14 protein-coding genes are annotated in these 15470 nt (G+C 70.3%); 9 read left to right on the top strand and 5 right to left on the bottom strand.

Annotated features, from left to right (window positions below):
• Positions 1-8 precede the first annotated feature (8 nt).
• Positions 9-542: a small multidrug efflux protein gene (locus ACIPYT_RS07850; RefSeq protein WP_401072301.1), complete on the top strand. Its 534-nt coding sequence runs from the start codon at positions 9-11 to the stop codon at positions 540-542.
• 38 nt (positions 543-580) lie between these two features.
• Here the strand turns inward: ACIPYT_RS07850 and ACIPYT_RS07845 are convergent, their stop codons facing one another.
• A complete protein-coding gene (locus tag ACIPYT_RS07845; protein ID WP_401072299.1) occupies positions 581-1423 on the bottom strand; it encodes a helix-turn-helix transcriptional regulator in 843 nt (280 codons plus the stop codon).
• A gap of 121 nt (positions 1424-1544) precedes the next feature.
• Here ACIPYT_RS07845 and ACIPYT_RS07840 point away from each other — a divergent pair, with 121 nt between their 5' ends.
• A complete protein-coding gene (locus tag ACIPYT_RS07840; protein WP_401072297.1) occupies positions 1545-2489 on the top strand; it encodes an SDR family oxidoreductase in 945 nt (314 codons plus the stop codon).
• 14 nt (positions 2490-2503) lie between these two features.
• Here ACIPYT_RS07840 and ACIPYT_RS07835 read toward each other — a convergent pair whose 3' ends face one another.
• From ACIPYT_RS07835 to ACIPYT_RS07825, 3 genes are read right to left on the bottom strand one after another with little or no spacing between them, the layout of a single operon-like run.
• Positions 2504-3322: a carbohydrate ABC transporter permease gene (locus tag ACIPYT_RS07835; protein ID WP_401072295.1), complete on the bottom strand. Its 819-nt coding sequence runs from the start codon at positions 3320-3322 to the stop codon at positions 2504-2506.
• Entirely contained in the window at positions 3315-4238 is a 924-nt protein-coding gene (locus ACIPYT_RS07830; protein ID WP_401072293.1) for a carbohydrate ABC transporter permease, read from the bottom strand. Before ACIPYT_RS07830 ends, ACIPYT_RS07835 begins: the two co-directional genes overlap by 8 nt.
• A complete protein-coding gene (locus ACIPYT_RS07825) occupies positions 4231-5568 on the bottom strand; it encodes an ABC transporter substrate-binding protein (protein WP_401072291.1) in 1338 nt (445 codons plus the stop codon). The genes ACIPYT_RS07830 and ACIPYT_RS07825 overlap by 8 nt, the downstream gene beginning before the upstream one ends.
• 178 nt (positions 5569-5746) lie before the next feature.
• Here ACIPYT_RS07825 and ACIPYT_RS07820 point away from each other — a divergent pair, with 178 nt between their 5' ends.
• The 4 genes from ACIPYT_RS07820 to ACIPYT_RS07805 are packed head-to-tail and all read left to right on the top strand — an operon-like array spanning position 5747 to position 10327.
• Positions 5747-7222, top strand: a complete 1476-nt coding sequence (locus ACIPYT_RS07820) for an LLM class flavin-dependent oxidoreductase (RefSeq protein WP_401072289.1) — start codon at positions 5747-5749, stop codon at positions 7220-7222.
• The gene (locus ACIPYT_RS07815) at positions 7219-8445 is read left to right on the top strand and encodes an acyl-CoA dehydrogenase family protein (RefSeq protein ID WP_401072287.1); all 1227 of its coding nucleotides are present in this window, start codon (positions 7219-7221) and stop codon (positions 8443-8445) included. Before ACIPYT_RS07820 ends, ACIPYT_RS07815 begins: the two co-directional genes overlap by 4 nt.
• A 10-nt stretch (positions 8446-8455) precedes the next feature.
• Positions 8456-9685 (top strand): acyl-CoA dehydrogenase family protein, encoded by a 1230-nt coding sequence (locus ACIPYT_RS07810; RefSeq protein ID WP_401072285.1) that lies wholly within the window; start codon positions 8456-8458, stop codon positions 9683-9685.
• 60 nt (positions 9686-9745) lie between these two features.
• Positions 9746-10327, top strand: coding sequence for a hypothetical protein (locus ACIPYT_RS07805; protein ID WP_401072283.1), 582 nt, complete (start codon positions 9746-9748; stop codon positions 10325-10327).
• 7 nt (positions 10328-10334) lie between these two features.
• Here ACIPYT_RS07805 and ACIPYT_RS07800 read toward each other — a convergent pair whose 3' ends face one another.
• A complete protein-coding gene (locus ACIPYT_RS07800) occupies positions 10335-11744 on the bottom strand; it encodes an LLM class flavin-dependent oxidoreductase (RefSeq protein ID WP_401072281.1) in 1410 nt (469 codons plus the stop codon).
• A gap of 224 nt (positions 11745-11968) precedes the next feature.
• Between ACIPYT_RS07800 and ACIPYT_RS07795 the strand changes: the two genes are divergently transcribed.
• From ACIPYT_RS07795 to ACIPYT_RS07785, 3 genes are read left to right on the top strand one after another with little or no spacing between them, the layout of a single operon-like run.
• Positions 11969-13615, top strand: a complete 1647-nt coding sequence (locus ACIPYT_RS07795; RefSeq protein WP_401072279.1) for an ABC transporter substrate-binding protein — start codon at positions 11969-11971, stop codon at positions 13613-13615.
• The gene (locus ACIPYT_RS07790) at positions 13593-14612 is read left to right on the top strand and encodes an ABC transporter permease (RefSeq protein WP_401072277.1); all 1020 of its coding nucleotides are present in this window, start codon (positions 13593-13595) and stop codon (positions 14610-14612) included. The genes ACIPYT_RS07795 and ACIPYT_RS07790 overlap by 23 nt, the downstream gene beginning before the upstream one ends.
• Entirely contained in the window at positions 14609-15469 is an 861-nt protein-coding gene (locus tag ACIPYT_RS07785) for an ABC transporter permease (RefSeq protein WP_401072275.1), read from the top strand. The genes ACIPYT_RS07790 and ACIPYT_RS07785 overlap by 4 nt, the downstream gene beginning before the upstream one ends.
• The last annotated feature ends 1 nt before the right edge of the window (position 15470 follow it).

Here is a 15470-nt window from a genome sequence, read left to right as displayed (position 1 = left end):
GAGACATCATGAACCTCGTCGACACCTTCCAGGACCTCGTCGCGCAGGTCCCCGAACTCGTCCAGCCGCTCATCGTCGCCCTCGCCGGTGCCATCCCCTTCATCGAGGGCGAGGGTGCCGCGGCGATCGGCATCATCGGCGGCATCCACCCGGTGGTCGCCGCGATCTCCGCCATGGTCGGCAACTTCCTCTGCGTCGCCATCCTCGTCATCGCGGGTGCGGGTGCCCGCAAGGCCATCGTCACCCGGGCGCAGTCCCGCGAGGCCGTGGCGGCCGGCGGCGGCGCGATCGACGAGGCGCCCGCCGAGTCGGACCGCTCCGCCACCCGCCGCGCGAAGTTCCAGCGCGCGTTCGAGCGCTACGGCGTTCCCGGGGTGAGCCTGCTCGGGCCCCTCCTGCTGCCCACGCACTTCACCGCGACAATGCTCGCCGCCTCCGGCATCGGCAAGGGCCGGGTCCTGATCTGGCAGGCCGCGGCGATCATCCTCTGGACGACCGCGATCACGCTGATCATCACCGGGGCCGTCTCGGTCATCCGCTGACCGGCGCTCCCGCCGTTCCGACCGCTCCGCGTGTCGCCTCAGACGGCGACGCGCGGCGCGAGCGTCGACAGCAGCCGCAGCTTCTCGTGGCTCTCGCTCCCCGGGACCGCCGTGTAGACGAGCAGGAGGTGCGACTGCTCCGGATCCACGAGCGTCTGGCACGTCAGTTCGAGGTCGCCGACCTCCGGATGCCGGAACCTCTTGACCGACTGCGGCCGGAGCCCGACCTCCTGCCGCTCCCACACCTCGCGGAACTCGGCGCTCCGCTCGAGGAGCAGCCGCCCGTACTCGGCCGCCCGCGACTCGGGGCCGCGCACCGAGATGACCTCGCGAAGCCCCGACGCCCACAGCCGTGAGAGGAAGGCATGGTCGTCGGGGTGATAGAGCGCGCGCGAGCGCGGATCCGTGAACCACCGGAACCCCAGACTGCGTTCGTGCCCCGCCAGACGTGCGGTCTCCCCCGTCAGCGCCGCGCCGAGCGGGCTCTGGCGCAGCGTCTCGCCCAGCTCGGTGACGATCTCGGCCGGGGTGTCGTCGAGCCGGTCGAGGATCCGCAGCATCCCCGGGCTCACATGGTCGGTGCCGGCGCCGTGCTGCGGGGGCGTCTGCCCCGCGAGCCGGAACAGGTGGTCACGCTCGTGCAGAGACAGGTGCAGCCCGTGCGCGATCGATGCGAGCATCTGCGCCGACGGCTGCGGCCCGCTCCCGCGTTCGAGGCGGGCGAGGTAGTCGGGCGACATGTGACTCAGCGCGGCGACCTCCTCGCGGCGCAGGCCGGCCGTGCGTCGGCGGCTGCCTGCGGCGAGGCCGACGTCTTCCGGCTGGAGAGCCTCGCGGCGATGCCGCAGGAACTCCGCGAGCCCGTCGCGATCGATCGGCATGCGTCCTCCTGTTCGTCTGATCGATCCTCACACGGCGCCGCGACGGCATCCACTGATCGTCATGTCCTGGATAGCGCCGGGGAGCTTCGCGAGAGTGGATGTCGACAGCGAGGAGCACACCATGGCACGACGCCGCATCGACATCGAGATCCCGTCACTGACCGGTCAGCGGGCGGTGGTCACCGGCGGCAGCGACGGCATCGGGCTGCACATCGCCGCGCGGTTGGCGCAGGCAGGGGCGGAGGTGATCCTCCCGGTGCGCAATCAGACCAAGGGGGATGCCGCGGTGCGCGCGATCCGGGAACGGACCCCGGCGGCCGATGTCCGCACCCTGCCGCTCGACCTCTCGTCTCTCGCGTCGGTCGCGGCCTTCGGCGAGACGATGCGCGCCGACGGTGCACCCCTCCACATCCTGATCAACAACGCCGGCGTCATGACCCCACCCGATCGGCAGACCACGGCCGACGGGTTCGAGCTGCAGTTCGGCACGAACCACCTCGGGCACTTCGCGCTGGTCGGACATCTGCTCCCGCTGCTGCGCGAGGGGCGGGCGCGCGTCACCTCGCAGGTGAGCGTGGCCGCGAACGAGCGCTCCATCCGCTGGGAGGATCCGAACGGGGAGCGCGCGTACGACGGGATGGATGCCTACAGCCACTCGAAGATCGCCTTCGGGCTCTTCGGCCTGGAACTGGACCGTCGCAGCGCCGAGTACGGATGGGGCCTCACGAGCACCCTGTCGCACCCGGGGGTCGCGCCGACGAGCCTGCTGGCGGCACGACCCGAGCTCGGGCGCGATCGCGACACGCTCGGCGTGCGGTTCATCCGCTGGGGTTCGGCTCGCGGACTCCTGTTCGGCACTCCGGAGACGGCGGCGCTCCCGGCGCTGTACGCCGCGACCTCGCCGGAGTCGCGCGGCGGCGGCTTCTACGGACCACGAGGACCAGGGCACCTGGGCGGAGCACCCGCGGAGCAGCGTCTGTACTCGCGCCTGCGCAGTCACGACGACGCCCGACGTATGTGGACGCTCTCGGAAGAGCTCACAGGGGTCGTGTACCCGCGGGCGTGAGTCGGGCGCGGTCGTCAGCGCACGGCACCCGCGGTCAGTCCGCCCACGAGCCAGCGCTGGAAGAACACCGCGGCCGCGAACACGGGGATGACGCCGAGGAACGACGCCGCCGCGATCTTGCCGAAATGCGGCGTGCGATCGCCGTAGAACAGCGACAGCGCGACCGGGAACGTCTGCGAATCGACGCTCTGGGTGAGGAACGTCGCGAGCAGGAACTCGTTGTAGTTGAGGATCGCCACGATGATGCCGATCGCCACGAGACTGGGCAGCAGCAGCGGCACGACGACCGACCACAGCATCCGCACCGAGCCCGCACCGTCGATGCGCGCCGCCTCCTCGATCTCGACGGGGAGGCGGCGGACGAACCCCTCGAGCAGCCAGACCGCCACCGGCACGTTCACGAGCGCGTAGACCAGGGTGAGCCCGAGGAGCGTGTTGTTGAGGCCGATCACCCTCAACAGTGTGAGCAGCGGCACGACCGCGACGATCGGCGGCAGCAGCCACGGGCTCATCAGTGTCGCCGCGAGCGTGCGCCCGCCCGCATGATGCCGCACGATCGCCCAGGCGCCCGGCACAGCGAGAGCGAGGGAGAGCACGGCCCCGCCGAGCGCCGCGAGCACCGAGTTGAGGATCGCGCGCGGGATGTCGGTCGCGACCACGTCGCCCCAGTTCGACCAGTGCGGGTCGGCGCTCCAGAGCACGCCGGCGACGGTCTCGTCGCGCCCCATGAGCGAGACCGAGAACAGGTACGCGAGCGGCACGAGCGTGACGGCCAGCGCCACGAACAGCACGGTGCCGGCGACGGGTCGCACGCGGGTTCGCGGTTCACTCATGACGGGCCCTCCGGGCGAACGCCGCCACCGCGAGGGTGACGGCGGTGACGATGACGGCGAACACGATCGTGATCGCCGAGGCGCGTCCGATGTCGAACTCCTTCAACGCCACCTGCTGGATCAGGTACGTCGTGGTCGTGGAGGCCTGCCCCGGTCCGCCCGACGTCATCACGAAGACGAGGTCGAACACCTTGAGCGCGATCACCAGACGGATGAAGAAGGCCGCGATGACGGTGCCGGCGATCGCGGGCCACGTGATGTGCCGGAACAGACGCAGACCGTGCGCGCCGTCGAGCGCCGCCGCCTCTCTGACCGCCGGGTCCTGTGTGAGCAGAGCCGCGTACACGAGGATCACGATGAGGGGCGTCCACTGCCACACGTCGGCGAGACCGATGGCAGGGAGGGCCCAGGTCGTGCTCGACAGCGGAGCGAGAGGGATGCCGGGCAGCAGCGTCGCGAGCAGCCCGCCGCCCGGGTTGAACACGAGCTTCCACAGCGTGCCGACCACGACCGGCGGCGTGATGAGCGGCAGGAGCAGGAGCGTGCGCACGACCGCCCCGGAGCGCGTCGCCCGTTCCAGAGCGACGGCGATCGCCACGCCGCACACGGTGCTCGCGAGAGCCACGGCGAGCGCGTAGAGCACCGTGCGGGTGAACGATGCGACGACGTCGCCGTCGGACAGGACGCTCTGGAGGTTCGCGGGTCCCACCCACTCCTGGAACGGACGGCCGAGGGTCGAGTCGGTGAACGCGGCGGCGAGGATGAACAGCAGCGGGTACGCGCCCAGCACGATGATCGACAGGATCGTCGGCGCCGTGAAGACGCGAGCGGATGCCGGCGCGCGCCGACCCGCCCGTCGCGGCACGGAGCCGGACGGGCGGGCGAGGCGGATGCGCGCGGCGGCGATGTCAGCCAAGGATGTCTTCCCACTCGGCCTGCACGCGGTCGAGGGTCTCCTGCGCCGTGCCGCCGTCGCCGGCGATGAGCTTGGCCAGCTCGTCGGTGAGGATCTGCGCGGCCTGCGAGGCGTTCTCTCCGGTCGGCCACGCGAGCGAGCCGCTCAGCGTCGTGCGGTTGACCCGCTGCAGGTCGGGGTAGGTCTCTCCGTAGGCCGTGCTCTCGAGCGAGGACTCGCGGTTCGGGTCGATGCCCGTCTGCGGGTCGGCGACGATGAGCTCGGAGTTCACGTCGCTCGACGCGGCGTACTCGATGAACGCCTTCGCCAGGTCGGTCTTCTGCGTGTTGGCCGCGATCACCCACGTGAAGCCCGCGACGAGAGAGGCGCGCGCCTCGGTGTTGTCACCGCCGACGGGCAGCGTCGTGACGCCCCACTTCCCGGCGACCTTCGAGTCGGGGTTCGTCTCCGATCCGACGCCGAGGTCGGTCCAGTTCTCGATGAAGCCGACCTTGCCGTCGTACCAGGCGCCGTTGCCGACGCCGAAGTCGGTCTCGGCCGGGGTCGGGAACGCGTAGGGCACGGCATCCACGAGCGCCTGCGCGGCCGCGACGGCCTCGGGAGAGTTGATGGTCGGCTTTCCGTCCTCGTCGACGAACTCGCCGCCGAAGCCGGCGAGGCGGTTCGCGAAGGCGGCACCGAGGATCAGCGGAGACTTCTGTCCGAAGATCGCGGAGCCGTAGACGCCCTGATCGCCCTCGTTCTCGGTGATCGTCTTGACGTCGGCGAGGTACTCGTCCCAGGTCGCGGGCGGCGCGGTGATGCCGTTCCGCTCGAGGATCTCGGTGTTGTAGAACAGCACATGCGTGTCGCCGTCGAACGGGAGGCCGTAACGGCGGTCGCCCACGAGCGTGTACGGGTCGTTGATCGACGTGATGAAGTCGTCCTCGTCGAGCGACGGGGTCTCCGCGATCCAGTCGGTGAGGTCCTGGATCGAGCCGCCCTCGGCGAGGTCGCCGATCGAGACGTACCAGGGAGCGGCGACGTCGAAGGTGTTCGCGCCGGACTGCTGGTCGAGCGCGAGCGTCGAGCCGATCTCGTCGTAGGGGACGATCGTGAGGTTCACCTCGGCGCCGGTCTCCTCCTCGAAGTGCTCCTTGAGCCAGTTGCCGGCTCCCTCGTGCGAGGTGATGAGGAGCGCGTTGAGCGTCTGGCCCGAGAAGTCTCCGTCGTCGGAGCCGCCGGACTGCGGGGCCGGGCTCGCGCAACCGGCGATGGCGATCGACGCCGCCGTCGCACCGGCGACACCGAGCAGGATGCGGCGTGCGCGGCGGCTCGGAAGAAGGGACATGGGGGCTCCTCGGAAGTCGGGTCGGAAGCGGATCGGCGCTCACGCTAGGAGCCGGATGCGGATGCTCGCGCGCCGCGCGTAACAGTTCGTCGCACCGCGACCGAATGCGTCATCGACCGCGCGGGACGCGGTTCCGGATCGCTAACGTCGCGGCATCCGTACCCGTCAGAGGAGCACCGTGCCCCGTCGCATCATCCTGAACGCCTTCGACATGACGTGCGTGACGCACCAGGCCCCCGGGCTATGGCGGCACCCCGACAACCAGGCCGATCGCTACCACGACCTCGACTACTGGGTCGACCTCGCGAAGACGCTCGAGCGCGGCCGTTTCGACGCGGTGTTCATCGCCGACGTGCTCGGCACCTACGACGTGTACCGAGACTCGGCGGCGGCGGCGCTCGGCGATGCCGCACAGGTGCCGCTCGGCGATCCGGTCGTGCAGATCTCCGCGATGGCGCACGCGACGGAGCACCTCGGCTTCGGCGTGACGGTCGCGACGACGTACGAGCAGCCGTATGCGCTGGCCCGCCGCTTCTCGACGCTCGACCATTTCACGCGCGGCCGTGTCGGCTGGAACGTCGTCACCAGCTATCTCGACTCCGCCGCCCGCAACCTCGGGCTCGACACGCAGATCGGCCATGACGACCGGTACGAGATCGCCGAGGAGTTCCTCGACGTCACCTACAAGCTGTGGGAGGGGTCGTGGGACGACGACGCCGTGCGCCGCGACCGTGAGTCCGGCGTCTTCACCGACCCCGCGCGCGTGCACCCGATCGGTCACGAGGGTCGTCACTACCGGGTGCCCGGCATCCATCTCGCCGAGCCGAGCCCGCAGCGCACGCCCGTGATGTTCCAGGCCGGCGCGTCACCGCGCGGACGGCAGTTCGCGGCGACCCACGGCGAGGCGATCTTCATCAACGGGTTGCGCCCGGAGATCACCCGCCCGCTGACCGACGACATCCGCGACCGTGCCGAGGCCCTCGGTCGCCCGCGCGATTCGGTGCGGATCCTGTCGCTCGTGACCGTGATCGTCGCCGCGACCGATGAGGAGGCGCAGGCGAAGCTCGACGACTACCGTCGCTACGTGTCGCTCGAGGGAGCGCTCGCCCTGTACGGCGGATGGTCGGGGCTCGATCTGTCGCAGTTCGATCCCGACGTGCCCCTCGAATACGTCGACACGGATGCCGCGCGCTCCGCGCTGTCGATCTTCACGAAGGCCGATCCGGAGCGCCGGTGGACGCCCCGCGACATCGCGCACTACGTCGGGATCGGCGGGATCGGCCCGGTCATCGTCGGCGACCCCGAGACCGTCGCCGACGAACTGGAGCGCTGGGTCGAGGTGGGCGGCGTCGACGGGTTCAACATCGCCTACGTGGTGACGCCGGGCTCGTTCGAAGACGTGGTCGAGCACCTGATCCCCGAGCTGCAGCGCCGCGGCCGCGTGTGGGACGAGTATCCCGAGGGCACGCTCCGTGGGCGCCTCACCGGCGACGGCTCACCCGTGATCGCCGACTGGCATCCGGCTCACCGGTATCGCGGCGCATACGCCGACGGCCCGAGCGCCCTCGACGGCACGCTCGGCGGACCGCTCACGGAGAGCACGACCGACATCCCCGTCACCGCCGCCGTCACAGAGAAGGAAGGCGCACGATGAGCGTCACCGCAGACACCACGACCCGCAGCCGCTGGTCCGGCACCGCCGATGCCGCGGAGCGGGCGCACTGGCGTGCGGTCGCCGAGCGCGTCGCCGAGGATCTCGGGCGCGACGCGCTGCAGCGCGACCGGGCGAACCAGGACCCGACCACCGAGCTCGAGGTGCTCCGGGACTCGGGTCTCGTGGGCCTCCTGCATCCGGCGGAGCTCGGAGGCGGAGGCGCGCACTGGGAGACCGCGTTCCTCGTCATCCGCATCCTGTCGCGCACCGACGCCTCGATCGCACAGGTCCTCGCATATCACTACATCAACTCGGGCAACATCGGCTTCGCCGCCGACCCCGCGGTGCAGCACGACTGGTACCGACGCACGATCGACGGCCAGTGGGTGTGGGGCGACTCGGTGAACCCGACCGACCCCGATCTCGAGCTCACGCCCGAGGGCGACGGGTTCCGGCTGACGGGGCTCAAGCGCTTCTCGACCGGGGCGTCGGCCGGCGACGTCGTGCTCGCCGCGGCAGCGGTGCGCGGGGGCGACCTCGACGGCACTGCGCAGCTCGTCGTGCTCGATCACGACCGCGAGGGCATCCGATATCTCGGGGACTGGGATGCTCTCGGGCAGCGACTCTCGGCGAGCGGCTCCGTGCGGTTCGAGAACGTGCGGGTCGAGTCGTCCGACGTCCTCGGCGCACTCGGCGACGAGCCGTTCTCGACGCTCATCACCCCCGGCATCCAGCTCGCCTTCGGCAACCTCTATCTCGGCATCGCGGAGGGCGCGCTCGCCCGCGGTCTCGACATCGTGCGGGCGCGGCCGCGCGCCTGGTTCCTCAGCCAGGCGGACTCGTACCGCAACGATCCGTTCGTGCAGCGGGTCGTCGGCGAGTTCGCCTCGCGCATCGCGGCCGTCGAAGCCCTGGCCGACCGCGCGGGTCGGTTCTTCGACGAGGTGGTCGACGAGGGTGGGCAGTTGACGGCCGAGCGTCGTGGCGAGCTCGCGATCGAGATCGCCAAGCTCAAGGTCGTGTCGACCGAGGTCGGCATCGAGGTCGCCGACCGCATCTTCGAGGTGACCGGGTCGAGCTCGGCGAAGGCCGACGTGGGCCTCGACCTGTTCTGGCGCAACGTCCGTACGCACTCGCTGCACGACCCGGTCGACTACAAGAAGCTCGAGGTCGGCGCCTGGACGCTGAACGGCGAGCTGCAGCCGATCTCGCTGTACACGTGAGGGGCGGGCGATGACGGACACGCAGAAGGATCGTCTGGCCGCGGCTCGGGAGCGGCTGCGTCCGCTGTTCACCGAGATCGGCGAGGGCACGGTCGCGCGCGAGCAGGGACGCATCCTGCCGTTCGCCGAGGTGGAGGCGCTGCGCGCCGCCGGGTTCGGACGACTGCGCCTGCCGGTCGAGCACGGCGGCGACGGGCTCGACTGGCCGTCGTTCGCCGAGGTCCTGATCGAGCTCGCGGCGGCCGACTCCAACCTGCCGCAGATCTTCCGCGGGCACATCGCCTACGTCGAGCACGTGCTCACCGCTCCCCCGGGGGCCTGGCGCGACCTCTGGCTCGATCGGCTCGGCGCCGGTGAGCTCGTGGGCAACGCGTGGTCGGAGAACGGCGCCGCGGCCGTGGGCACGAACGCCACGCGCGTCTCGCGTCGGAGCGACGGCAGCTGGCGCGTCGACGGTCGCAAGTTCTACACGACCGGCAGCATCTTCGCCGACTGGATCGACGCGACCGTCGACCTGGACGGCACGACGGTCACGGCGCTCATCCGTCGCGAGCAGCGCGGAGTGACGGTCTCGGATGACTGGGACGGCTTCGGTCAGCCCCTCACCGGCACCGGCACCGCCGTGTTCGACGACGCCTCGGTCGACGACGTCGACGTCGAGCCCTTCACGGCGCGGTTCCCGTTCCAGACCGCCGTGTACCAGCTGACGCTGCTGTCGGTGCTCGCGGGCATCGCGGCCGCGATAGAACGCGACACCGCGACTCAGGTGCGCTCCCGCACCCGCGTCTACAGCCACGGCAGCGCCGACCGCGTCGCCGACGATCCTCAGGTGCTGCAGATCGTCGGCGAGCTCACCGCTGTCAGGGCGACCGCCCGGGCGCTCGTGCTCGACGTCGCGCGCGAGGTGCAGCACGCGGCCGACAGCCTCGGCACGCCATCGGCGCAGGATGCCGTCGTCACGGCCGAGTTGCGCTCGGCTCATGCCCAGATCGTGCTGACCGACCTCGTCCCCCGTGCCGCCTCGCGCCTGTTCGACACGCTCGGCGCCTCGGCCGTGCGCTCGGGCACGGCCCTCGACCGGCACTGGCGCAACGCCCGCACGGTGTCATCGCACAACCCGTGGATCTTCAAGGCCCGGCAGCTCGGCGACCACGTGGTCAACGGGCGCGTACCCGACTTCGTCTGGGCGGTCGGGGCGGCGAAGGCGCAGGAGGGCGCGCCCGCGCCGGCGACGGCCTGATCAGCCGGGAAGCGCTCGCTCTCTCGCGACGTGCGACCGGTCTCTGCCATGCTGTCGGACATGAGGACCGGGGTCACTGTGGCGTGGAGCGTCGGTGTCATCGCCGTGATCGCAGCGGTCGGTGTCGGGGCTGTGATGCTCGCGACGTCCGTCGCATCGAGTGCAGCACCGTCCGTGGCTACGGAATCGACGCCCGATCCGACCCCGAGTCCCACCGCACCTCTCGACGAGGAGGCCGCGATGATGGCCGAGCTCGGCGACGGCTACCAGTACCTGGGCCACGGAACGAGCATCCCGAAGAACGCGATCGCGGGGTGTCCCGAATCCGGCTACATCTTCCTCGGCAGCGACGGCGACGAGCCCCCGCACGCCGAGCACCTCGGCGCCGACCTCGTCGACCTCGGGCCGCGTGACTACGCCGAGGGCGCGGTCGGGTTCGACGAGCAGGGCCGCATCGCCACGTACACGGTCGCGCCCGGCGACGTGGAGACCGTGATCGGCGAGCGCTTCTGCCTCTATAACGGCATCGCGCTCGGAATGCTCAACAGGTACAAGGGCGGCGACGCGATCCAACCCGGTGACGTGCTCACCCTCAACGCCGACCTCGTCACGGACTGGGTCAGCCCCTACCCCGAGGGCTGAACGCCCGTCATACGGACGCGCGCCCTTCGAGGATCGCGGACTCGTCCAGGCCCCGACTTCCACGGAATCGCGCGGCGGGATGCGTGTCGGCCACGCGCGGGCCGACCCCGTGCACACGCTCGCGCAGGGTCTCCTCCGGCACGTAGGCATCGCGCAGGCGGCCACGACGACGAAGCTCCGGCACCGCGAACTCGATGAAGTCGCGCGCCGTGTCGGGCGAGTGGTACTGCACGAGGTTGATGCCGTCGATGTCGTGCTCGTCGAGCCACGACTCGATCTCGTCGGCGACATCGGTCGGTGATCCGACGGCCATGAACGGCTTGCGGTGGAATCCGCTGAAGGTGGCGAGGAACTCCGCGATCGTCTGCTCCTGCGGCAGGAACGCCGCCGTGAGATCGTCGCCGCGCCCCTCGCGGCGGAGCGCCTCGCCGACCGTGATGTCGCCGGGGTGCGCGGTCGGGTCGAACGGCAGGCTCGCGTGCGCGAGCACCCCGTCGATGCTCGCGTACCGGTCGTAGTCGGCGAGCTTCGCCTCGGCCTCCTCGCGCGTGGCCGCGACGATCACGGTCGCGCCGACGACGAACTTGATGTCGTCGCGCGCTCGGCCCTGTCGTTCGAGCTCATCGCGGATCTTCCCGATCGTGCCGCTCACCTGATCGAACGAGCGGCCGCCGGTGAAGATCAGCTCGGCGTGGCGCCCGGCGAACTCGATGCCGCGCGACGACTGGGTGGCCTGGATGAGGAACGGCGTGCGCTGACGCGACGGCGACGACAGATGCGGACCCGCCACGGAGTACCGAGGACCCTGGTGATCGATGTACCGGATCTTCGACGGATCGGCGTAGACACCGCCCTCGCGGTCCTCCACGATCGCATCCTCGTCCCACGACCCCTCCCACAGCTTGTAGAGCACCTCGAGGTACTCGTCGGCGATCTCGTAGCGGGTGTCGTGGTCGACCTCGCCATCGAGCCCGAAGTTGCGCGCGGCGTTCGGCAGATACGAGGTGACGATGTTCCAGCCCACGCGTCCCTTGGTGAGGTGGTCGAGCGTCGACATCCTCCGTGCGAACGAGAACGGCGGCTCGTACGTGGTGGAGAACGTGATGCCGAATCCGAGGTGCTGCGTGACGGCCGCCATCGCCGGCACGACCAGCATCGGGTCGTTGCTGGGGATCTGCAGCCCCTCGCGGATCGCGGTCTCGGGCCCGCCGCGGAACACGTCGTAGGCGCCGATCACGTCGGCCAGGAACACGGCGTCGAAGCCGCCCGCCTCCAGCTGCTGTGCGAGCTCCGTCCAGTACTCGATGTCGGTGAACGACGTGCGCCTGTTGCCGGGGAGACGCCAGAGGCCGTGCGTGATGTGGCTCACGCAGTTCATCTCGAAGAGGTTGAGGATGAGGCGCTTGGGATCGGACATGGCTGGACTCCTTCCGCGGCGCACGCGCGCCACCGCCGATCCTCCCGCGCGAGCGCAGCGCGACGGCATCCGATGTCGCTCGATGTGTCCGGATGACGTCGTGTGACGTCGCACTGCTCCGCGTGACGGGTGAGGTGTGCGGCGACGCAGCTCTCGGAAGTATCGCAGCCAGCGCGGCGACATCGACCGTCGCTCCGCTCTTCGACGAAAGGCACCCGAGCCCCATGAACGCACCCAGGACCCGTCGTGCGCTGACGACCGCCGCGACCGCGGCCGCCCTCGCGCTCGTTCTGTCCGCCTGCAGCGGCGGCGCCGTCGCGCAGCCCGCTGCCGACGCCGAGCGCGTCGACGGCGGCACGATCGTGTACGCCCATCAGCAGGAGCCGCAGTGCCTCTTCGGCGGGTGGATCGAGCAGGCGTACATCTCCTACCAGTTCCTCGACAGCCTCTTCTCCCTGACCGAGGACGGCGAGGTCGTGCCCTGGCTCGCCGACGACTGGGCGGTGAGCGACGACGGCCTCACGTACACGCTCACCCTCAAGGACGGCGTCGAGTTCACCGACGGCACTCCGGTGGATGCCGAGGCCGTGGCCTACAACTTCGACTACTGGGTGGCCGGCGGCAACAGCACGGCAGCGGTCTGGCTCGGCGGCTACTACGAGTCGGCCGAGGCCGTCGACGAACTCACGGTCGCGGTGCACCTGTCGCGGCCCTACACCCGCTTCATCGAGAACCTCACGCAGGGGTACTTCGGCATCCAGTCGCAGCAGGCGCTCGAGACCCGCACCGACGAGGAGAACTGCGAGCAGCCGATCGGCTCCGGCGCGTTCGTCGTCGAGAAGTGGAACCGCGGCGAGAACGTGATCCTCACCCGCAACGACGACTACACGTCGTGGCCAGAGAACGCGAAGCACACCGGCCCCGCCTACGTCGAGAAGATCGACTGGCGGTTCGTCGCCGACGGCGTCACCCGCGTCTCGGCGCTGCGCTCGGGCGAGGCCGACGCGATCTACGACATCCCGGCGATCGAGTGGGAGGGCCTCGAGGGCGAGCAGTACGAGCTGCACAAGTACGTGACGCCGGGCCGCCCCCAGCAGGTGTCGTTCAATACGACCCGCGCGCCGTTCTCCGACGAGAACCTTCGCAAGGCGTTCATCTACAGCCTCGACCGCGAGAGCCTCGTCGACACGATCGGCCACGGCGTGATCCCCTACGAGGGCAACGGCGGGGTGAGCCAGACCACACCGGGCTACAGCGAGAAGGCCGCCGACTGGTACGCCTACGACGCCGACGAGGCGAACCGCCTGCTCGACGAGGCCGGATGGACCGACCGCGACGACGACGGCTATCGCGTCAAGGACGGGAAGACCCTCGAGGTGGTGTTCCCGTACAACGCGGGCACGATCATCAACGCCGACGGCGCGTCGATCTTCCAGGCCGTGCAGGAGCAGGCGAAGGCCACGGGCTTCAAGGTGACCCTGATCCCGGTGCCGCCGTCCGAGACCTGGGCCGGCACGTACGCCGGTCCCGAGGCCTACGACATCTCGGCCGGATACTGGACGTCGGTGAACGCCGGCATCCTCTACATCAACTGGCGACCGAGCACCGAGGACAACCCGAACTTCTCGAACAGCGCCTTCTACGACGACCCCGAGCTCGAGAGCCTGATCCTCGCGGCGAACTCGGAGCCGGATGCCGAGAAGCAGAACGCCCTGTACGGGCAGGCGCAGGAGTACATCGCCGACCACGCGCTCTCGTTCGGTCTGTACGACCGGCTGAGCACGCTCGGTGTCAACCCGCGACTGCGCGATGTCTGGCAGGAGCACGCACAGGGAGGACCGACGTTCTATGACGCCTACTTCGTCGAGTGAGACTCTGCCGGTCGACCGGATCACCTCCGGTCAACCGGCGGCCCCGCGCCGGACGCCACGGCGGCTGCGGCGCATCGCATCGAGCCTGATCGGCGCCGTGGTGGTGCTGTGGGGCGCGGCGACCGCCGCATTCCTCGCGCAGACCGCGTTGCCCGGCGATCGGGCCACCGCGATCCTCAACATCCGCACCGGTCAGGCACAGGAGCGCACGCCCGCCGAGCTCGCCCCCATCGTCGACGCCTACGGTCTCGACGACCCGCTGCTCACCCAGTACCTGCACTACCTCGGCGGGTTGCTGCGCGGTGACCTCGGCACGTCGTATCAGCAGTTCCGCCCGGTGTGGGACCTGATCGGCGAGCAGCTCGGCTCGACCCTCGTGCTCACCGTCACCGGCATCCTGCTCGCGTGGGTGCTCATGGTCGCCTGGGTGACGCTCACCGCGGGGCGCGGGCCTCGCGTGCGCGCGATCGGGTCGGCCGTCGACACCGTCGCGGCCGCCCTGCCTCCGTACTGGCTCGGCATCCTGCTCCTGCTGGTCTTCGCGCTCACGCTGCGCTGGTTCCCCGTCATGGGCGGCAGCGGCGTCAACAGCATCGTGCTCCCCGCGCTCACGCTCGCGATCCCGCTGGCGGGGTTCATGGGGCAGTCGGTGCGAGCCGAGTACGAACGCGCGCTCGATCAGCCGTTCGTGCTCAGCGCGCGGATGCGGGGCATGGGCGATCTCGGCATCCGCCTGCGTCACGTGCTGCGTCACGGCGCGATCCCCGCGGTGACGCTCACGGGGTGGGCGCTCGGGGCGACCGTGTCGGGCGCCGTGATCGTCGAGCAGATCTACTCGCGGCCCGGCATCGGCAAGACGCTGGTCGCCGCGGTCGGCGCCCAGGATCTGCCGGTCGTCACCGGCATCGTCGTGCTCGTCGCGGTGCTCTACGTCGTCGCCAACCTGCTGGTCGACGTCGTCTACACGCTCATCGATCCGAGACTGAGGACGTCATGACCACCGCTCCTGTCGCACCATCCCTCACCACGCCCGACCGGCGCCGCCGTCGGCCTCGCGTGAGTCCGTCGCTGCTCGTCTCGACCGTGCTCGCGGTGCTGTTCGTGATCGCCGCGGTCGCGCCGAGCGTCCTGGCGACGCACAGTCCCACCGCGCAGAGCTTCGCCGACGCCCTGCAGGCGCCGTCGCTCGCGCACTGGTTCGGCACCGATGAGGCCGGACGCGACCTGTACAGCCGGGTCGTGCACGGCACGCGCGAGTCGCTGCTCATCGGCATCGGCGCGGCGGGGATCGCGCTCGTCGCGGCGCTCATCCTCGGTTCGCTCGCGGCCCTCGGCGACCGCGTCACGGCGACGATCGTGAACCGTGCGATCGAAGTCGTGTTCGCTTTCCCCAACCTGCTGCTCGCGCTGCTGCTCGTGTCGATCCTCGGTCCGTCGCCGTGGACGCAGGTCGTCGCGGTCGGGGTGAGCACCGCACCGGGGTACGCCCGGATGGTGCGCGGCCAGATCCTCTCGGCGAAGAACGCCGGCTACGTGGAGGCCGCGCGGGCCCTGGGCCACGGGTGGTGGCGCATCCTCGGCCGACACATCCTGCCGAACGCGATCCGGCCGCTCGTCGCGGTCTTCACGATGGCGATCGGACAGTCGATCGTGTGGGCGTCCGGGCTGTCGTTCCTCGGCCTCGGCGTCGCGCCGCCGTCGTCGGAGTGGGGCGCCCTGCTGGATGCCGGACGCGTGAACATCCTGCAGGCGCCGTGGCTGACCTTCATCCCCGGTCTCGTCATCCTCGTGCTCGCACTCACCGCGACGACGATCGGCAAGAACATCCAGAACTCTCTCGAGAAGGGACGCTGAC

This window comes from Microbacterium sp. NPDC089695, from assembly GCF_044749085.1.
Taxonomy (GTDB): domain Bacteria; phylum Actinomycetota; class Actinomycetes; order Actinomycetales; family Microbacteriaceae; genus Microbacterium.
Note: the sequence above shows the minus strand (reverse complement) of the source record. Positions and strands in the feature narration are given on the sequence as shown.